Here is a 16,444-nt window from a genome sequence, read left to right as displayed (position 1 = left end):
GTCAGGTGAAGGGGATGGATGGAGGGCCTCCCCGCGTAGTTCGGCATCGCCGCCTGGCCGGTGGCCGCGGCAACGGGGGATGGGCAACGGGGACGCTCACACAGTTATGCTGCATAAGCTCGATTACGCACAGCAGCACATCAGCCCGTCGAACCGGCTCATGGGCAGCTCAACGCAATCTGCGGCCGACTGCGGTAGATCCCGGCTGCCCCGACCGGGCCGATCTCGAGGCCCTCGGCTTCGTCGCGGGTGTAGCGGCGGGTCCAGACCCGGGTGAGCTCTTCGAAGTGCGGGCCGAGGATCTTCGCGTGGAAGGTCGGGCGGCCGGCGGGCCAGGCGTCGGCTGCGTGTCCGTCTTCGATGAGCGGGGCGTAGGGCAGCGCGATGAGCTGGTTGAAGCGCACGATGGGGTCGGTCAGGGTGAGTGTCGGTTTGCGGGGCCGGAGTACGTCCTCGGAGCGGGTGACGTAGCCGGTGGATTCGAGGACGTCGAGAGGGTCGGTCATCGCGCCGCGCTCGCGGCCGAGGAGGCTGCCGATGCTGCTGGCGGTGCTCGCGCCGGAAGCCACGGCACCGAGGATGTCGTAGTAGAGCGAGCGGTGGGTGATCCTCGGATCTTCAGTCAAGCCCGGCGACGGCGCGATGACAGGGCCGGGCGTCCTATTTCTTGACAGGGACGATGTTGCCTTCGGCGCGCAGGTTCTCGCGCATGCCCCAGGTACCGAGCGGGGTGAGTTCGATGGTCAGACCCGGTAGCTCGAGCATCTGCCACGGTTCGGTGCCGTGTTCGACCAGCCGCTGGGCCGTGGCGCGCGTCTGTTCATCCAACGCAGCCAGCGCCGAGGTGTCCCAGGTGGCGCTGACCGCACCGTGGCGCATCGCGGCGTGCAGCCTGGCCCGGACGCTGGTACTGATGAGCAGCCCGAGCAGCTGGTCGTCCTCGGCTCCTTCGAACTGCGAGTCTGCGAGCGTCTCGGCGATCAGCTCGTCCCAGGCCAGCGGACGGCCGGCGATGTAGAGCGCTTCGAGCGCCCATGCGCTGATCGGTTCGAGCTCTTCGATGATCGGGTCGAGCTTCGCCAGGCGGCGGTCCCGGACAGGAGTCCGGTCCGGCCGCATGACGCAGTCGAAGGCCTCGAGCCAGTACGACAGGATGTCGGCGGCGCAGGCTCCGCCGGATAGCACGACGGTCAACTCGCCGAGCCGCTCGCCGGCCGCGAGACGGCCGTATCGGATCTCGACGCACTCCATGGCGTACGCGACCGGCAGTACCTCGGATCCCAGCACCAGCGCCGAGCTAGGAGCATCGCAGTACTCTGTGACGAACTCGGCTGCGGTGGTCAAGTCCCGGTCGAGCAGTTCGCCCTTCTTGGTCACCGCGCGCCCCGGTCGCGCCCACTCGGCGAGCGCTGCCACGCGATGCAGGGTGAGGCTGCGGGCGGCGTGCACGGCGAGTTCGGTCTCAGGGCGCAGACGCACAGCCCGATAGGTCTGCGGCTGCGGAACATGCAGTTGCGCAGGCAAGTGTGCCGGAGCGAGCGTGTCCCGCTGGTCACGGCGTACCGCCGCAACGGTGCCGTCACGGGCGACGAAATAAGCGTCGTGCAGTTCCGGTTGGCTGGTGAGAAGGGCTGTGAGCACGGTGTGGCGGCGCTGCTCGTCGGCCTCGTTGAACGCGGCGAACCAGTTCTGTGCGCCGGATTCGTCGCCGAGGGCGACACCGTCGGCCAGCATCGCCGTGTACAAGGTCTTGGCCATGCCCCACCGGGAGCGGTCGGCCATCGCGGGCGCCATCTTGTCCGCGGCCCGTGCGAGTTCCTTGAGTAGCGCCGGGATCTTCGTGCTGGCCGGGTGCAGTCTGCCGCTCTCGTCCAGGAAGCGTAGGAACGCCTCGAGCGCGGCGGCGCCGCGCTCGGCCAGAGCGCCGGGGTCAGTCAACCGTTCCGGCGCTATGACGAGGAGCAGCGCGTGGATATCGCCGCTGCGCCAGTAGGTCGGCTCTTGAGAAGCGCTGTAGTCTCGTCGCCCCGTCAGCAGGAACTGCGCGGGCTCGGCCAGTTCGCTGAGTCCTTTGTCCGACAGCCAGACCTCGAAGCGGTCAAGGAGCTGCCGGGTTAGGTCGCGTCGCACCCGGTAACGGTATCAGGGCCGCGCACGTGACAGGTCGCCTCCAAGCGCCGCCGGCCGGCCGGAGAAGGTCCGGCATGCGGCAGCGGGCCGGCGGCCACGGTCAGCCCCGTGGATGGGCTCTGCGCCAGGCGGCCCAGAGCTCTGGACGGATCGGGCCGTTCTCGGGCTGAGGCAGGCCGACCGTGTACGCCCACCTGCGCACCTCGGCTTCTTGAGCCGAATAGGCAACAGGGGCGCGACGAAGCGCACGATTCCCAGCGCGGCCTTCGCCTTCTACGCGCTCGATGGCGGACGGCTCGTTCACCGCCCACTGGCGTGCGGCGGCTAGGAATCGGTAGATCCACTCCTGCGCGAGGCCGCGGGTGGCGAGGAAGAGGATCGGCACACCCGGGTAGCGGATCTGCAACCGCGCGAGCCGCTCCGCGATCCGCGCCTCACGCAGGTACTCGAGGGCGAACAGCCGGCCGTAGTCCTCCTCGACGACCACGGCGGCGCGCGGCAGGACGGCGAGCTCGGCAAGCGCGTACTCCAGCCGCCGGTCGGTGAGAGAGCCGGCCAGGTCCGGCAGCGACTTGCGCTCCACCGCCGCCACCAGCCGGCCGTCGTGTACGACGCCGTAGTCACCGCAGGCCAGCTTGTGCCGAACCGGGCGCACCGGCTGGTAGGCGAAGTCGTATCCGTCCTTCTCACGGGTGTCCACGATGATCTCAAGGCCGCTCAACCCGGCCGCCGTGCTCGCGGGCACGACCGAACGCTCCGGATAGTGCCCGCGCGCCCGCGGATTCTGCCAGAAGACCATCTCGCGGCCGCGGCAGGTCGTGAACACGAGCTGGGAGCGGTTCCTCGTAGGCCGGTCGAGAACCACGTCGATGCTCGCGCCGCGCCGCTCGCATGAGAGCACTCTGGACCGATCCACCAGGTCAGGAGATCGGGGCCAACACCGCGATGGCAGCTCGATGCAGAAGAGGCTCCGCTCTCGAGGCCACGTGCCGGCCGAAGCGAGGAGCAGCCCATCGCCATAGGGGACCAGCAGGAGGAACGGCAGGCTCGAGCTGGTGTTCGGATTCACCGCCACCAGCAGCTCCCGTGCCGCCACCTTCTCCATGTGATGACGATACGTGTTGACCCTGACACTATCGGCCGATGTCCGTTCCGTCTTAGCCGCTGAGTCGCGCGAGAGAAGCGCGAGGGGAGTGCACGGAAGGCGGCGGCAAGAGCGAGCGAAAGGTGTACCCGGTTCCGCCGGTCGGGCGGTGCGTTCCTTCGCCGCCACGTGCCTTTTCGCGCCCGGAGCGCCCATCCGAAACCATCGCATGCGCTCTGGCCCCGCGACCTTTATCAGACCTTTTAATCCTTGGGTTGTGGGTTCGAGTCCCACGCGGCCCACCCAAGTACCATCCCGCTGGCCTGCGGAGAAGACGCCGCCGGATGCAAGACTCAGGCGCATACGGTGGCGTAGGGCCCGGGGGACGCGCAAGGAAAGCCCGCCGAGACCAGAGCTCTGGCATTGATTCGCTACCCACCGTGACGTACGTCGGTAGACTCCCGTGCTGAACTGGGTACTCAAACCGGGGAAGGGACGCCGGGTCGTAGCCCGCTCTCAGACCCCTGTGCAACCGCAGCTGACTCTCGCCTGACCCTGAGCGCACAGCATGCGTATTCATCGCAATTCACACGTTTATGCGGTCGTTTTCTACCGCGGCGCGGACCATCTGACGACGCCTTCCAAGCCGGAGAGTCGGATGGCACCAGGTCGAGCAGGCGACGCTACGCCGGCGCAGCTGGAGCGATGGGCCGATCAGGCTCAAGCGGCAGATACTCGGCGGAAGAACTCGGGGTGTCGCTGTGGGTAGCCGTATGGCGGCGCCTTCTACTATTCTGGCAGGGTACTGATTCATCCCGCGATGGCGGGACGACGCGGTGCGGGCGGCGCCTTGGGTGAAGTCTTACCGAGGGCGCGGGGGGATGAGGAGGAGATGAGTTCTAGCTTCGAGGTCCGCTTGGAGGAACTGGAGCAGGCGCGCGCCAATTTGGCGAACCTGCTGACCGACGTCTTCGAGGAGACCACCAGCCCGGCCAACGCTACGAAGCTTCGGGGCCGAACCGCGTCCTGTGACGGGCAGGCGGGCCTGGCCGGGTACAGCCGGCTGGCTGCGGCGAACCCCGAGGTCACCGGGAACTCCACTTTCGGCCCGGTGGATCACGGGATCACCGAGGTCTCCGCGCTCAACACCGCGCACGGCCAGGCGCAGGAGACGCTGCTAGCCCTCGTGGGCCAGCTCAACGATCAGATCGCAACGCTTCATGAGCGGGTCGACAAGACGCATCAGGCGTACGCGGGCACGGAGGCTGACCTGCATCTGAGCATCAAGCAGCAGGGGACGGACACGTGAACGCGCTCTTCATGGGGGTGGCGGACAACTACAGTGCCGACTGGCTTCAGCGCAACGGAGGCGTCGCCTGGGCGAAGCAGTTCGCCGCCAGTCTGGATCCGGGCGCGGTCGCAGACCAGGTTGTGGCATATCAGCAGGCGGCTGGCCGAATCGCGGATGCGCAGAGGTCGCTGAAGAGCACGCAGGGAAACCTCGCGTCGTCCTGGACCGGAAGTGCTGCCACCGCGGCCCACCAGGTGTTCCAGAGCTCGGTCGACCACGCGCAGCTGGTTCAGGACACGATCAATCAGAACATCGTGCCGCACCTGCAGACGGCCCAGGCGGCGCAGCAGGAATTCCGCGAGACGATGCAGAACGTCCCGGACGAGAAGCCGCTGACACCGGAAGCGCTGCTGTATCTGGGGACCAAGAGCTTCATCAACTACCCCAGCAACTTCCCCGGACGGGTTCTGGTGGAGCAGAACAACGCCGCACGGTTCAAGGCTGCCGCAGCGATCAATGTGCTGGCAGCCAAGTACAGCGGCGCGGCGGCGCAGTTGGGTGAGCTGAACGAAGGTGGCCAGAACGACGAGGTGGCGCAGCCCGACACCAGCACCTTCAATCTCGGCTCGACCTCCTCGTCGAGCGGCAACGGCGCCGCAGCAAACTATCGACAGAATGCCCGCTCCAACAGCGGCTCGTCCCGCTCGTCCGGTTCCGGTTCAGGCATTCCGAGCACTCGGACGCCCAGCCCCGTGGTGGCGTCCGGTGGAGGCACGCAACTTGCTTCAGGCCCAGTCGGCGGCAGCATTCCGCCGTCCGGGACTCCGATCTCGAGTCCAACGCAGAACCCGACGCCGGTGGGAGGCCAGCCGGTTGATCCGGCGCCGGTGGGGGTTGCGCCGGTGTCGTATCCGGTGAACTCTGTCGGCAGCGAGCCGCCTGCCGCTGGTAGGTACGGCCGCTCAGGCGGGGGTTCTACCAACTTCGGCGAGGGCTCGAGTGACGGGCAGGTGACCGGCGGAACGGGCACTGGTACGCAGCGCGGCAGGACGCTCGGCAAGGACAGCGAGCTGCTCGAGGAGAATCGAAGCCCCGTAGTCGGCGAGAAGGCCGGAGCCGGTGGTGCCGAAGGCGAATCCACTGGCGGCCTCATGGGCGAAGGCATGGGCGGGCTCGGCGGTGGTCTGAGCTCGGGCAGCGGCGGCCGTTCCTCAAGCCGTACCCGCGGCCGCTACTTTGACGAACCCGAAGAGGAAGAACCGCTCACGCCACGCGTTCGCTCCGTCTACGAGGACGCCACGGACGAGCAAGGCAATAGTCTGAATTTGCTGGCCGGGCGGCGTGCCGCCGGCGGCGAGGACGAGGACGAGCGTGGCAAGCGCCCGTCGTATTCGAAGGAAGACGGGTTTTGGGACAGCGCGCAACGCATCGTGCCCCCGGTCATCGAGTAGGCGGGCACGTCAGGCTGGTGGGCAGCGCGATCGTCGCGGCCGCGCTACTCGTCATGCCACTAGGCGTTGCTGCTCCTGCATCCGCGGACTCGTCGAGTCAGTGGCCGCTGCAGTACTTGAAAGCCAATCAGGATTGGGCGATCAGCAAGGGCGCGGGCGTGACGGTCGCAGTTCTGGACAGCGGCGTCGCTCAGATCCCCGATACACAAGGCAGTCTGCTCTCCGGCGCTGATTTCTCCGGCGGCACAACGAGTTCCGGCAACGGGCAAGAGGACCTACACGGGCACGGCACTGAGATGGCGGTCATGATCGCCGGGGCCGGTAGCCCGTCTCACGGCCTCGCGCCGGGATCCAAGATCCTCCCCGTCCGGATCACGTCAGGGGAGACGGACGGCCAAGTAGACGAGATGGCAGCCGGCATCGAGTTCGCCATCAGCCACCACGCTTCGGTGATCAACATCTCGCAGCGTCTCACCTCCACTGATGACACCCTGATTAAGGCAGTTCGAGATGCCGACGCTGCCGGCGCCGTCATCGTTGCTTCGTCTGGCAACGAGTCCCAGTCCATCGTCGACATCCCAGCCTCAATCCCCGGGGTGGTTGCGATCGGGGCGACCGACCACAACGGCACGATCTGGCCACAGTCCAACACCGGCTCGCGGGTCACGCTGTCCGCGCCTGGCGTAAACGTGCAGTCTGACGACAACTCCGGCGGTGTATCCGTAAGCGACGGCACCTCTGACGCCACTGCCTACGTCTCCGCGACCGTCGCCCTCATCCGTTCCGCCCACCCCTCTTGGACTGCGGGACAGGTCATCCGGGACCTGATCGCCACCGCCGATCCGGGACCGGGCCAGAGCGCCGGCGCGCACAGCGACCAGTATGGCTACGGCATCGTCGACCCGCTCAAGGCACTGCAGGCAAGCGCGCCGACCGACACGTCCAATCCCCTGCTCGGATCGGCGTCGGCCGCGCCGACCGGCGGTGCGAACTCCGGCGTCAGCCCGACTGACACCGCGGCCTCCACACCCGGGGGGAATTCGACACCGAAGTCCTCCGGCAACGCGCTGGTGGGCGGGATCATCGTCCTCGTCGTGCTGGCCGGCGCCGTGCTGCTTATCGTGTGGCTGGTACGCCGCAATCGGAACCGCCGGGGTCCTGGTGCTCCTGGCGGTCAGCCGCCGTACCAAGGCGGCGGCCCAGGCGGGCCCGGCTACGGCTATGGCGTTCCGCCCCAGCAGCAGCAGGGTTCCTACCAACCGCCGCAGTACGCTCAGCCGCCCTATTCGCAGCCTCCATCCATCCAGCCGCCCTACCCGCAGCCGCCAGCGCAATATCCCGCGCCGCAGCAGTACCCGACCCCGCCTGCCCCCGCCCCTGCCCAGTACCCGGTCCAACCCCCGCCACAACAACAGCAGCCCCCGGAGCAGCAGCAGAACCCCTACGGCTACCGCTGAACGCCCGCCCTGCACCTACCGGCGACGGCTGGCGCCGCCGTCACCGATTCAGTAGTTGCGAGGTCGCGGCCGCTCGGATCTCCGCGGGAACCTCTGGCGCCGCGTAGTTCCGGGCGCGGATGTGGTTGAGCAGGTCGGGCTCGGGAGGCATGCCGTACTTCTGAACGTAGTAGGTCAGCGCTCCGGACCAGATCCACGTGCCGTCGGTCGAGAAGGTCCGTGGAACGGCCGGTGCGTCCGCGAGTGCCCGCGCGTGGGGTCGAGGCCGCGGCCGAACAGGGCGGTCGGCGCGGCCTTGAGGTAGCCGACGATGCGCATGATCGCGTCTGACGGGCGGTCAGTCGCCCAGACCAGCCAGATTCTCCAGCCGCTTGCTGCACTCCTCGGCGACCGCGGCGAGCGCGCGTCCCGATTCAGCCGTGCCCATGGCGGGTCCCGGGTTGAGCCGTTTCGTCAGTTCTTTGAGTAGCGAGGCCATACACATCGCCCGCGCGTCGGTCAGCTGGACATCGCGTACCGGGTGGTCTGGCACGTGCTCGCCTCGGATGCGGTCAGCGTCGAGTTCCGCGCGGATCTCCGCCCCGAGTCGTTCCAGGTCGTATGGTTCGGACGTGCCGTCTTCTCGGTAGTGCGTGAAGGCGAGGCTATGCCGCCTCGGATCCACTGCGCCGGGCACGTGCATGGATCCGTGCTCCGTCGAGGTGGGTCGCTCGGGCGTGTAGGGCGCGGGGTACTCGCTCAGGAGCGCGGAGTGCACCACCTCGGCCGCCGCCGCTCTTAGGACCGCGTACCGCGTAGCGAGATCCTCGTCAGTCATCGCCGTTCCCCTCCCCACGTGCTGCCACGATCGCCTTCACCAGGTCTGCGGCCGAAGCCCCGGCGCTCTGCAACGTCACAAGGGCCTGCCTCAGGCCTTCACGCAACCGTGCGGCGCGCACCTTGGCGGTCTCCGGGTCCGCCAGAACATCCGCGAGCCTGGCTGTCCACCGCTCGAGCGGCGCATACCGCTCACCGGGCTCCCGCCCGATCACCGCGTGCTCCGCCACCCGTGGATCGACCCGACCGCTCCTGAGCAGAAAAGCGCCCAGGCCACTGGTGTCGGCTACCAGGATCAGCACTCCGGCGGCGATCGCGTCCAACGCGGTCAACCCGACATGCTCGTCCCCGGAGGGCACGATCACCACGTCCGCCGTACTGATCGCCTGCCGCTGTGCCTGCTTTTCCCCCGTCAGCGCGCGCACCTCGACATATCGCCCCGCCGCGTTCGACAGCAGACGTCGCGCGGCTCCCACGGTCTCGGCGGGCGCGCCGTTCACGATCAGACGTACCGGCCGGTCGCCGGCGGCCGCGCGCACCATGAGCGCGGCCTCAAGTGCCCCGTGCTGCATCTCATCGCAGCGCCCTGAATACACGACCGTCGGCCGTGGCTCCCCGGTCACCGCGCCACCCCCGGTCGCTGCGCACCGGCGAACGTCGGGGCAATGATCTCCTCGGCGAGAGCGAGTGCGATCTCGGCCAACTCCATCGCGCCCATGTCACCGGTGACCTCAAGCCGGGCCGCCAACTCCTGGAGCAATGTCCCGATGGTCATCGCCTTCAGCTCCGTCAGCGTCGGATACTCCTCCGGCCAGTCCCGCTCCGGGTGCTCGGCCACGTCGTCGAGAGCCATGCTCTCGCGCAGTTCCCGCGCCTCGACGGCGAAGGACGACGGAGCGCCGTCGCGCAAGCCCTGGTCGTAGTCCCGCGTGCTCAGCATATGCACATCCTGGTCCTGGAGCTCACGGATCACCGTGCTCTGAGGACCGCCGCCGTCCAGCACCGATGCCAGCGCGTCCAGTTCCGCTGATGGGCGACGTAGGCGGGAGTCGGGTCTGCCGCGGCCGCTTCGAGCACGGCCGCCGCGGCCTGCCGGAGGGCTTCATAGCGCAGCGCCAGGTCCTCGTCGGTCATTGCAGCCTTCTCAGAGCTTCGTCGAAGGATTTTACGGCTGGGGCCCAGGTCGCCGGTTGATCCTTGAACGCCTGTTGCAGGTCCAGGGCCCTTTGCTGCGCGGCCGGATAGTCCTGCAGGACGTTCCAGTCGATCCTCGGCAGTGGGGAGGTACCACTGGAGCCCGGTACGCACGGTGAGTAGATCGGCGATGTAGGCGCTGATGTCCACCTCATCAAGCTCAATCCGGCTGCCGTCGGGCGCATGGATGAGTCTGGGTTCGCCGATGTTCGACATCAGCTTCGCGACTTGCTTGCCGCCGATGCCGGACCTGCCCACCAGCGACAGCTTGAGACCGAACACGAATGCGACCTGCGCGTACCAGCGCTGGTGCTCGCCCTCGGCGAAGGTGCAGTTCAGTGCCTGCCCGACGAGTGCGGCGACGTGCTCTAGCTTCTGCGTGCTGTCTGCGCGCACATCGAGCTCGATGATCTGTCGTGCCATCTTGCCCCCTCTTCTCGTGACCAGAACCTCGCTTCCGGCACGTAGACCTACCGTAGAGCGTGGCGCCCGAGCGTGGACGGGCGGCGGCGAGGCGACGGGGTTACGGTCGGGGTATGGACGAGACCAGACCGCTGGATGGACAGGACCCGGGTCGCGCGGCGGCTGAGGAGTTCCTCGACGAGGTCCGGGAGGCGTTGCATTCGACCCAGGGGGTCTCCGCCCTCGATCTCGACACGGACGTGACGCAGACCGACCACTGGTGGGTGAAACTGGCCATTCCGGCGCCGAAGCCGGGGTTCGCCGACGTGGTCATGAGCGCGCTCGAGGAGCACGGCCTGTCTGCTGTGCCGATGGACACCGGGTCGGGGACCGTGGTGGAACGGCTCGCGCGCGGGGAGCGCGTGAAGATCATCGAGTACGCGTAGCTGCGTAACCCACATGGCGCAACGCCCGCAGCTCGCCTCACCCCAGCGTGAGCCAGTGGATGCCGAGTCGGTCGAGTTCGGCCCGCTCCGCGTCGCTGACGGGTGCGCGGCCGGTGGCCTTGGCGACGAACGCGGCCGGCTCCCATCCGAGCTGTTGACGCACCTGTTCGGCGCCCTCGTCTCCGGCGAGGAGCACCATGAGCAGGTCCGCGGCAGACGCGGTCAGCCACGGTTCGCTGTGGACGGCGGCGGCGAGGTCCATACCGTGCACGGCCACTTCCACGACGCGTGTGACGAGGAAGTCGTTGAGCAGCATTGCGTCGCCATGGCGGGTACGCACGACGCGGCCTTCCGGCTCGGCCGCGCACATCGCTGCGGCTCGGCGCCATTCGTGCTCGAACATGGCCAGCGCCGTTGCTCCGTTTCCGCCTGAGCGCGCCGCGTATTCTCGGCCCAGCTCGATCCGTCGGCTGTTCGTCTCCAGCGAGAAGCGGGGGTCGGGGCGGTAGTAGTCGCGCGCGCTCACCAGCGGGTCTGCTGGGTCCGTCGGAACGGGCGCGGGCGAGTGCAGCATGCCGGGCAGCCAGCTGATGGTGACGGCGATATGGCCGAGCAGCTCCCTGACCGTCCACGGCTCGCATGCCGTCGGGAGCGACCACGCGTCTTCGTCGAGGTCACGCAGTTTCGCCGACAGCCGCTCGGCTTCGGCGATGAGTACTTCGAGCGGGTCGCGGCGCATGTTCGGACGATACCGGCCGCTACTTCTTCGGCGGCGTGAAGCTCACGGCGAAGTGCGCGAGCAGCCGTGCGCCGAAGCCGGTGCAGCCGCGGGGGCGCCAGCCGGCGGCGCGCTCGTTCTGGGCCGGGCCGGCGATGTCGACGTGCGCCCACGGGACATCGCCGGTGAAGTGGCGTAGGAACAGTGCGGCGTGGATCGCGGCACCGTTCACACCGCCGATGTTCTTGATGTCGGCGATGTCTGAGTCGAGTTCGTCCCGGTAGATCTCGGCCAGGGGCAGCTGCCAGGTCGGCTCGTCGGTATGCTCGGAGGCGCCCTTGATCTGGTCGATCAGGCCCTGATCGTCGCCGAAGACACCGGCGATGCGGGGGCCGAGGGCACGCAGGCAGGCGCCGGTGAGGGTGGCGATGTCGACGAGTGCGTCGATGGGCTCGTCTCTGGCCAGCACCAGTGCGTCGGCCATGACCAGCCGGCCTTCGGCGTCGGTGTTGAGGACTTCGACCGTCGCACCGCCGTAGATCGTCAGCACGTCGCCGAGCCGCGTCGCCGTGCCGGAAGGCATGTTGTCCGTGCACATCAGATAGCCCGTCACCTCGTTCGGGCAGCCGAGGTCGCGCAGCACGGCCATCGCGGCGAGGATCGCGGCCGCACCGGACATGTCGTTCTTCATCGTCGCGTGGACGGCGTCGCTGGGCTTGAGGCTGATGCCGCCGGAGTCGTACATGACGCCCTTGCCGACCAACGCGAGCTTGCCCGGCCGCGAGGGCGCGGCGGGTCGGCCGGTACCGCCGGGTCCGCCCGGGCCGCCGACGCCGGACTGCGCCCCGGATTGGGCGTCGGCCTGCGCCTGGGCTTGGGCCGCCGGGTTGTCCTCGGGGCGGTAGCGGAGCCTGATCATCCGGGCCGGTTCGGCGCTGCCCGCGTTGACGCCGAGCAGGCCGCCGCAGCCGAGTTCCTTGAGTTGGTCCTGGTCGAAGACCTCTGCTTCGAGTCCCGCGCTCGCGGCCAGCCGGGTGGCGCAGGCCGCCATGGCCGACGCGGTCAGCCTGTTGGCGGGGCAGTTGGCCAGGTCCCGGGCGAGCATGGTGCAGCGGGCGAGCAGCAGACCTCGGGCGGCGCCACGCACGGCGGCCGCTTCGTCGCCGTCGTGGACGAGCAGGGTCAGGAATCCGACCGGCACGTGGCTGGAGCCGGTCTTGAGCGGCTCGTAGCTGTAACGGGCCAGCAGCACGCCTTCGACGAGCGCCTGCGCGACCGTCTCCAGGCCGAGTTCGGAGCGCGGGACGGCGAGGGTGATGGCCGAGTCGTCCTTGACGGCGAGCGCGAAGGCGGCGGCCGCGTCGCGCAGGCCGTGCGGGCTCTTCGCGTCGCCGACGCCGACGTAGACCGCCCGCGCGAGGCCGGATCCGGGCAGTGCGGCCGACAACGTCTGGCCGATCGCGCCGCTCAGTCCGGCTGCGGCGAGCACGTCGCGGCCTAGCCCGGGTGCGCCGGGGACGGGACCGTCCGAGGCGATGGGCACGCCGAGGGGCTCGCCCTCTGCGACGGCTTCCCAAGCATCGGGCGAGGAGGCCCGGACGTTGACGGTGGGTTCCCGGGTCCAGGAGGGGACCGGGTCGAAGGCGGTGTGCGCGGCGACCACGTTGTCAGAATGAGGGCGCTCGCCCGGCGCCGCCTCCGGACACGCGGGCAACACAGCTGGCTTAGGCCGCTCGGGCTACCGCGATCAGTGCTACGAGCAGGCCGAACGTGGCTATGCCGGCTCCGGTCAACGCGGTGTCCTGGATGCCGGCGTGGGCGACGGTGGCGGCGCCGAGGGCGGATCCGAGCCCGATGCCGACGTTGAAGGAGGTGGCGTTCCCGGCGCCGCCGAGCTCGATGCTGCCGGGAGCGATACGCATGACCCGGTTGCTCAGGACGGGTATGGCGGCGCCGATGGTGAAGCCGGTCAGGGTGAGCAGGATGACGGTCGCCGCCCCCTGATGCCCGAAGAAGTAGAGCCCGAGCAGGCTGGTCGGGAACAGCGCGGAGGTCACGATGACCCCGAGCCGCTCGTTGCGGTCGCTGAGGTAGCCGCCCACCACCGTGCCGCCCAGGTCGCCGATGCCGCGCACGATCAGGACCGGTCCGATCGCGGCGGCCGGGAACGCGGTCACGGCGGTGAGGAACGAGGCGGTGTAAGTGAAGAACGAGTAGAGGCCCGCGACCGTCAGAGCCGTGATCAACAGAACCTGGACGTACTTCACGACGCTGGGTTCGTCACCCCGCTGCGTCTTTTCCCGGTGCGCGGGCGAGGAGGGCACCGCGAAGAGCGCGGCGACCAGCGCGAGCAGTTCGAGGCCTGCGATCGTGCCGAAGGCGAGGCGCCAGCCGTCGAGCTGGCCCAGCCAGGTCCCGAGCGGCACGCCGAGCATGGGGCCGAGCGAGCCGCCGGTGAAGACGACGGAGGTGGCCCGGCCACGTTGTTCGAGCGGGAAGAGCAGTGCTGCGAGCGGCGCGGCGAGCGGCCAGAACATCGCCTGAGCCAGGGCCGTGACCACGCGGGCGGCGAACAGCGCGCCATAACCGGGGGCCAGCGCCGAGGCGAGGGTGGAGACGACCAGGATGCTGAGCAAGATGAGGATCAGCGGCCGCCGGGGGATGCGGGCGGCTATGAAGGTCAGCGGCAGCGTGGCCAGCACGACGGTGGTGCCGTACGCCGTGACCAGCAGTCCGGCCCGCTCGGGGGAGATCCGCAGGCCGCTTTCGAGCAGCGGCAGCACGCCGACCGGCAGCGTCTCGACCGAGGTGAAGCTGAACGCGACCATGGCCAGGGACGCCAGCGCGACGGCCGCCCTGGCCCGGTCTCCGTGCGGAAGGCGGATCCGACCCGGGCCGGAGGCGGCCCGGGTCGGAGACGTCGCTTCGATGTCGATCCTGTGATCCTTAGCGGCCGCCGTTGCGGCGCGGCGCGCCGAATGCGGCGAGCTGCAGGTTCCGCTGGAGGTCGGTGTAGGCGGGCTTGGGGTTGAGGTTGACGTCGTAGAGGCAGGCATAGCCTTCCCCCGCGAACGTGCCGGGAACCCAGGAGTCTGCGTCGCCGAAGCCCCAGACTGTGAAGGAGATGCAGTCCGGCGACGACAGCGCGGCCTGGAGCATACCCGCGTACCAGTTCGCGTGCGCCCACTCGGCGAGGCGGTCGGTGGGCACCTGGGTCGTGGGACCGTCCACGAAGGTGCGCACGTCGGCCTCGGTGATGGCGGTCTTCAGGCCCAGATCGGCGTACGCCTTGAGGTCGTCGGCCATCGAGGTCGGGAAGCCGTACTGGGTGTCGAGGTGCGCCTGGCTTCCGATGACGTGCAGCGGAACGCCCTTGGAGAGCTGCTTCTTCGCCCAGGCGTGGACCGCGTCGAACTTGGCGTTCGTGCCGTCTTCGCCGGTGATGTTGTAGTCGTTGACGACCAGCAGCGCGTGCGGGTCGGCGTCGTGGGCCCAGCGGAGGGCGTCTGCGACGATGTCCTCGCCGAGGTTCTGGATCCAGAAGTCGGTGCTGACCAGGCCGTCGGCCGTGGGGGTGTCCCAGGAGTTGGCGAACACCTCGTTGGCCACGTCCCACTGCCAGATCTTGCCCTTGTAGCGGCCGACCTCGGTGTAGATGTGCTTCTTGAGCAGGGCGGCCAGTTCGGTGGCGCTGATGGAGCCGTTGGCCACGCCGTCGGTGAGCCAGTTCGGCAACTGGTTGTGCCACATCAGCGTGTGGCCGCGCACGAGCTGGCCGTTCTTCTGCGCGAAGGCGACCAGGTTGTCGGCACCGGACCAGTCGTAGACCCCTTGCTCGGGTTCGACGACCTGCCATTTCATCTCGTTGCCCGGGGTGACCACGGAGAACTGCTGCGCGGCGATCTGGGCGTAGGCGGGGGTGACGAGTTCGGAGGGGATCAGCGCGGTCCCGAAGCGCAGCCCCACCTTCGCGGCGAGGGCGCGCAGCGAGTCGGCCGGGATCGAGCCGGCCGATGCGGCGTTGCTCGCGGCGTTCGCCTTCGCGCCGCCGGTGGCGGCCTGGGCGACGGCCGGGGCGAGCATCGGGCTGGCGATGGCGCCGGCGCCCAACGCGAGGAAACCACGTCGCTTCATTGCGTATTGCCTCCTCTTCCACAGCCGGCCGAGCGCCGGGTGTGGGAATTCGAAAGTTTCGACAAGTCTGTCGGAACGAGCGAGGCCAAACTAGGCGTGAAACTGCGGAGTGTCAACGGTTACCACCGCAGGTCCTCGGGAAACATCGCAGGTGACTGAAGAAATTCAGATCGAACTTGAGTCAGGCTTCATCCGAAACTTTCGGCATACCTGTGGTGCAGAACGGACCATATCGAGTGGACTTTCCGCGCTCGGCCCCGAACACTGACATCCATGGACGTGCTGCTCTCCGGGATCGTCGGCTCCACCGCGTACGGACTGGCCGGACCGGACTCCGACGTGGACCACCTCGGCATGTTCGCGCTGCCCACGATCGAGTTGGTGGGCCTGGGCAAGCCGCAGCTGAGCCGGGTCGCCAAGAACCCTGATTCCACCTGGCACGAGGCGGGCAAAGCCGTGGGCCTGTTCCTCGCGGGCAATCCGACCGCGATGGAGCTGCTCTGGCTGCCGGACGACCTGTACGAGGCGCGCACTCCCTTGGGGGACGAGGCGATCGCACTGAGGTCCCGGTTCCTCTCCGCGCACCGGGTCAAGGACGCGTATCTGGGCTATGCGACGCATCAGTTCAGGAAGCTGCAGACCCGCTACGAGAACGACGAACAGCAGCGTGCGCGCGACGCCAAGCACGCGCGCCACCTGATGCGCCTGGTCGAGCAGGGCTACGAGCTCTACACGACCGGCAACGTGCGCATCCGCCTGGAGGACCCGCAGCGCTTCCTGGACTTCGGCGCCACCGTGGCCGAGGACGCGCGCCGCGCGATGCCGATCATGGCCAAGGCACAGGACCGCTTCAGCCGGGCCCGGACGGTACTGCCGCAGGAGCCTGACTTCGCTGCCGCGGAGGACTGGCTGCTGCGCGTGCGCCGGGAGTTCTGGGAATAGAGGCCGTCAGAAGGCGAGGGCCAGGCCGAGACCGGCCGCGGCGGCGAGCAGGCCAGCGGCAAGGCTGCCGACGACGTTGCCGGCGGCGGCGAGCCGGGAGCCGTCCTCGGCGAGGCGCTCGGTTTCATAGGAGAAGGTGGAGAACGTCGTGTAACCGCCGCAGATCCCGGTGCCGAGCACAGTCAGCACGTGCGTCGGCAGGCCCTGATGCGCGGCCAGACCGGTGAGTAGGCCCAGGGCGAAAGAGCCTGAGACGTTGATGACGAAGGTGCCCCAGGGCAGCGCGGACTCCCAGCGCCGGGAGACCGCCTGGTCCAGCAGGTAGCGGGCGAGCGCGCCGACGGAGGCGGCCAGGCCCACCAGGAGCGCCAGACCCACC

At 68.7% G+C, this 16,444-nt stretch carries 17 protein-coding genes; 5 read left to right on the top strand and 12 right to left on the bottom strand.

Annotated features, from left to right (window positions below):
• Positions 1–158 precede the first annotated feature (158 nt).
• From ACTRO_RS25775 to ACTRO_RS25765, 3 genes are all read right to left on the bottom strand, one after another.
• Complete coding sequence (locus ACTRO_RS25775; RefSeq protein ID WP_034267035.1) at positions 159–626, bottom strand: MarR family winged helix-turn-helix transcriptional regulator; 468 nt, start codon at positions 624–626, stop codon at positions 159–161.
• Positions 627–660: 34 nt separating this feature from the next.
• The gene (locus ACTRO_RS25770; protein ID WP_034267033.1) at positions 661–2,130 is read right to left on the bottom strand and encodes a hypothetical protein; all 1,470 of its coding nucleotides are present in this window, start codon (positions 2,128–2,130) and stop codon (positions 661–663) included.
• Between the two features lie 100 nt (positions 2,131–2,230).
• Positions 2,231–3,046 carry an ERCC4 domain-containing protein gene (locus ACTRO_RS25765; RefSeq protein WP_211244408.1) on the bottom strand — a complete coding sequence of 272 codons (816 nt, stop codon included), beginning with the start codon at positions 3,044–3,046 and terminating at the stop codon, positions 2,231–2,233.
• Between the two features lie 1,060 nt (positions 3,047–4,106).
• Between ACTRO_RS25765 and ACTRO_RS25760 the strand changes: the two genes are divergently transcribed.
• The 3 genes from ACTRO_RS25760 to ACTRO_RS25750 are packed head-to-tail and all read left to right on the top strand — an operon-like array spanning position 4,107 to position 7,413.
• Positions 4,107–4,523 carry a hypothetical protein gene (locus ACTRO_RS25760; RefSeq protein WP_034267026.1) on the top strand — a complete coding sequence of 139 codons (417 nt, stop codon included), beginning with the start codon at positions 4,107–4,109 and terminating at the stop codon, positions 4,521–4,523.
• Positions 4,520–5,956 carry a WXG100 family type VII secretion target gene (locus ACTRO_RS25755; RefSeq protein ID WP_034267023.1) on the top strand — a complete coding sequence of 479 codons (1,437 nt, stop codon included), beginning with the start codon at positions 4,520–4,522 and terminating at the stop codon, positions 5,954–5,956. The genes ACTRO_RS25760 and ACTRO_RS25755 overlap by 4 nt, the downstream gene beginning before the upstream one ends.
• Positions 5,957–5,973: 17 nt before the next feature.
• Positions 5,974–7,413: a S8 family serine peptidase gene (locus ACTRO_RS25750; protein ID WP_084316524.1), complete on the top strand. Its 1,440-nt coding sequence runs from the start codon at positions 5,974–5,976 to the stop codon at positions 7,411–7,413.
• Between the two features lie 337 nt (positions 7,414–7,750).
• Here the strand turns inward: ACTRO_RS25750 and ACTRO_RS25745 are convergent, their stop codons facing one another.
• Genes ACTRO_RS25745 through ACTRO_RS25730 form a run of 4 tightly spaced genes read right to left on the bottom strand, consistent with a single transcriptional unit; the run spans position 7,751 to position 9,846 of the window.
• On the bottom strand, positions 7,751–8,230 hold the full coding sequence (locus ACTRO_RS25745) for a hypothetical protein (protein ID WP_034267020.1): 480 nt from the start codon (positions 8,228–8,230) through the stop codon (positions 7,751–7,753).
• Positions 8,223–8,852, bottom strand: a complete 630-nt coding sequence (locus ACTRO_RS25740) for a glycosyltransferase (RefSeq protein ID WP_342673734.1) — start codon at positions 8,850–8,852, stop codon at positions 8,223–8,225. Before ACTRO_RS25740 ends, ACTRO_RS25745 begins: the two co-directional genes overlap by 8 nt.
• Positions 8,849–9,169 (bottom strand): hypothetical protein, encoded by a 321-nt coding sequence (locus ACTRO_RS25735; protein ID WP_157436441.1) that lies wholly within the window; start codon positions 9,167–9,169, stop codon positions 8,849–8,851. The genes ACTRO_RS25740 and ACTRO_RS25735 overlap by 4 nt, the downstream gene beginning before the upstream one ends.
• Positions 9,170–9,198: 29 nt before the next feature.
• Positions 9,199–9,846: a hypothetical protein gene (locus ACTRO_RS25730; RefSeq protein ID WP_034267011.1), complete on the bottom strand. Its 648-nt coding sequence runs from the start codon at positions 9,844–9,846 to the stop codon at positions 9,199–9,201.
• Between the two features lie 113 nt (positions 9,847–9,959).
• Between ACTRO_RS25730 and ACTRO_RS25725 the strand changes: the two genes are divergently transcribed.
• Positions 9,960–10,271, top strand: coding sequence for a hypothetical protein (locus ACTRO_RS25725; protein WP_034267008.1), 312 nt, complete (start codon positions 9,960–9,962; stop codon positions 10,269–10,271).
• 37 nt (positions 10,272–10,308) lie between these two features.
• Here ACTRO_RS25725 and ACTRO_RS25720 read toward each other — a convergent pair whose 3' ends face one another.
• From ACTRO_RS25720 to ACTRO_RS25705, 4 genes are all read right to left on the bottom strand, one after another.
• Positions 10,309–11,010 (bottom strand): maleylpyruvate isomerase N-terminal domain-containing protein, encoded by a 702-nt coding sequence (locus ACTRO_RS25720; RefSeq protein ID WP_034267006.1) that lies wholly within the window; start codon positions 11,008–11,010, stop codon positions 10,309–10,311.
• A 19-nt stretch (positions 11,011–11,029) separates the two neighbouring features.
• On the bottom strand, positions 11,030–12,652 hold the full coding sequence (locus ACTRO_RS25715; RefSeq protein WP_034267003.1) for a leucyl aminopeptidase family protein: 1,623 nt from the start codon (positions 12,650–12,652) through the stop codon (positions 11,030–11,032).
• 61 nt (positions 12,653–12,713) lie between these two features.
• Complete coding sequence (locus tag ACTRO_RS25710) at positions 12,714–13,817, bottom strand: MFS transporter (RefSeq protein ID WP_051451389.1); 1,104 nt, start codon at positions 13,815–13,817, stop codon at positions 12,714–12,716.
• Positions 13,818–13,935: 118 nt separating this feature from the next.
• Entirely contained in the window at positions 13,936–15,123 is a 1,188-nt protein-coding gene (locus ACTRO_RS25705; RefSeq protein ID WP_034266999.1) for an endo-1,4-beta-xylanase, read from the bottom strand.
• 273 nt (positions 15,124–15,396) lie between these two features.
• Between ACTRO_RS25705 and ACTRO_RS25700 the strand changes: the two genes are divergently transcribed.
• On the top strand, positions 15,397–16,065 hold the full coding sequence (locus tag ACTRO_RS25700) for a nucleotidyltransferase domain-containing protein (RefSeq protein ID WP_034266997.1): 669 nt from the start codon (positions 15,397–15,399) through the stop codon (positions 16,063–16,065).
• Positions 16,066–16,071: 6 nt separating this feature from the next.
• Here ACTRO_RS25700 and crcB read toward each other — a convergent pair whose 3' ends face one another.
• Positions 16,072–16,443: a fluoride efflux transporter CrcB gene (crcB, locus tag ACTRO_RS25695; protein WP_169739948.1), complete on the bottom strand. Its 372-nt coding sequence runs from the start codon at positions 16,441–16,443 to the stop codon at positions 16,072–16,074.
• Position 16,444 lies beyond the last annotated feature (1 nt).

Source organism: Actinospica robiniae DSM 44927, assembly GCF_000504285.1.
Taxonomy (GTDB): domain Bacteria; phylum Actinomycetota; class Actinomycetes; order Streptomycetales; family Catenulisporaceae; genus Actinospica; species Actinospica robiniae.
Note: the sequence above shows the minus strand (reverse complement) of the source record. Positions and strands in the feature narration are given on the sequence as shown.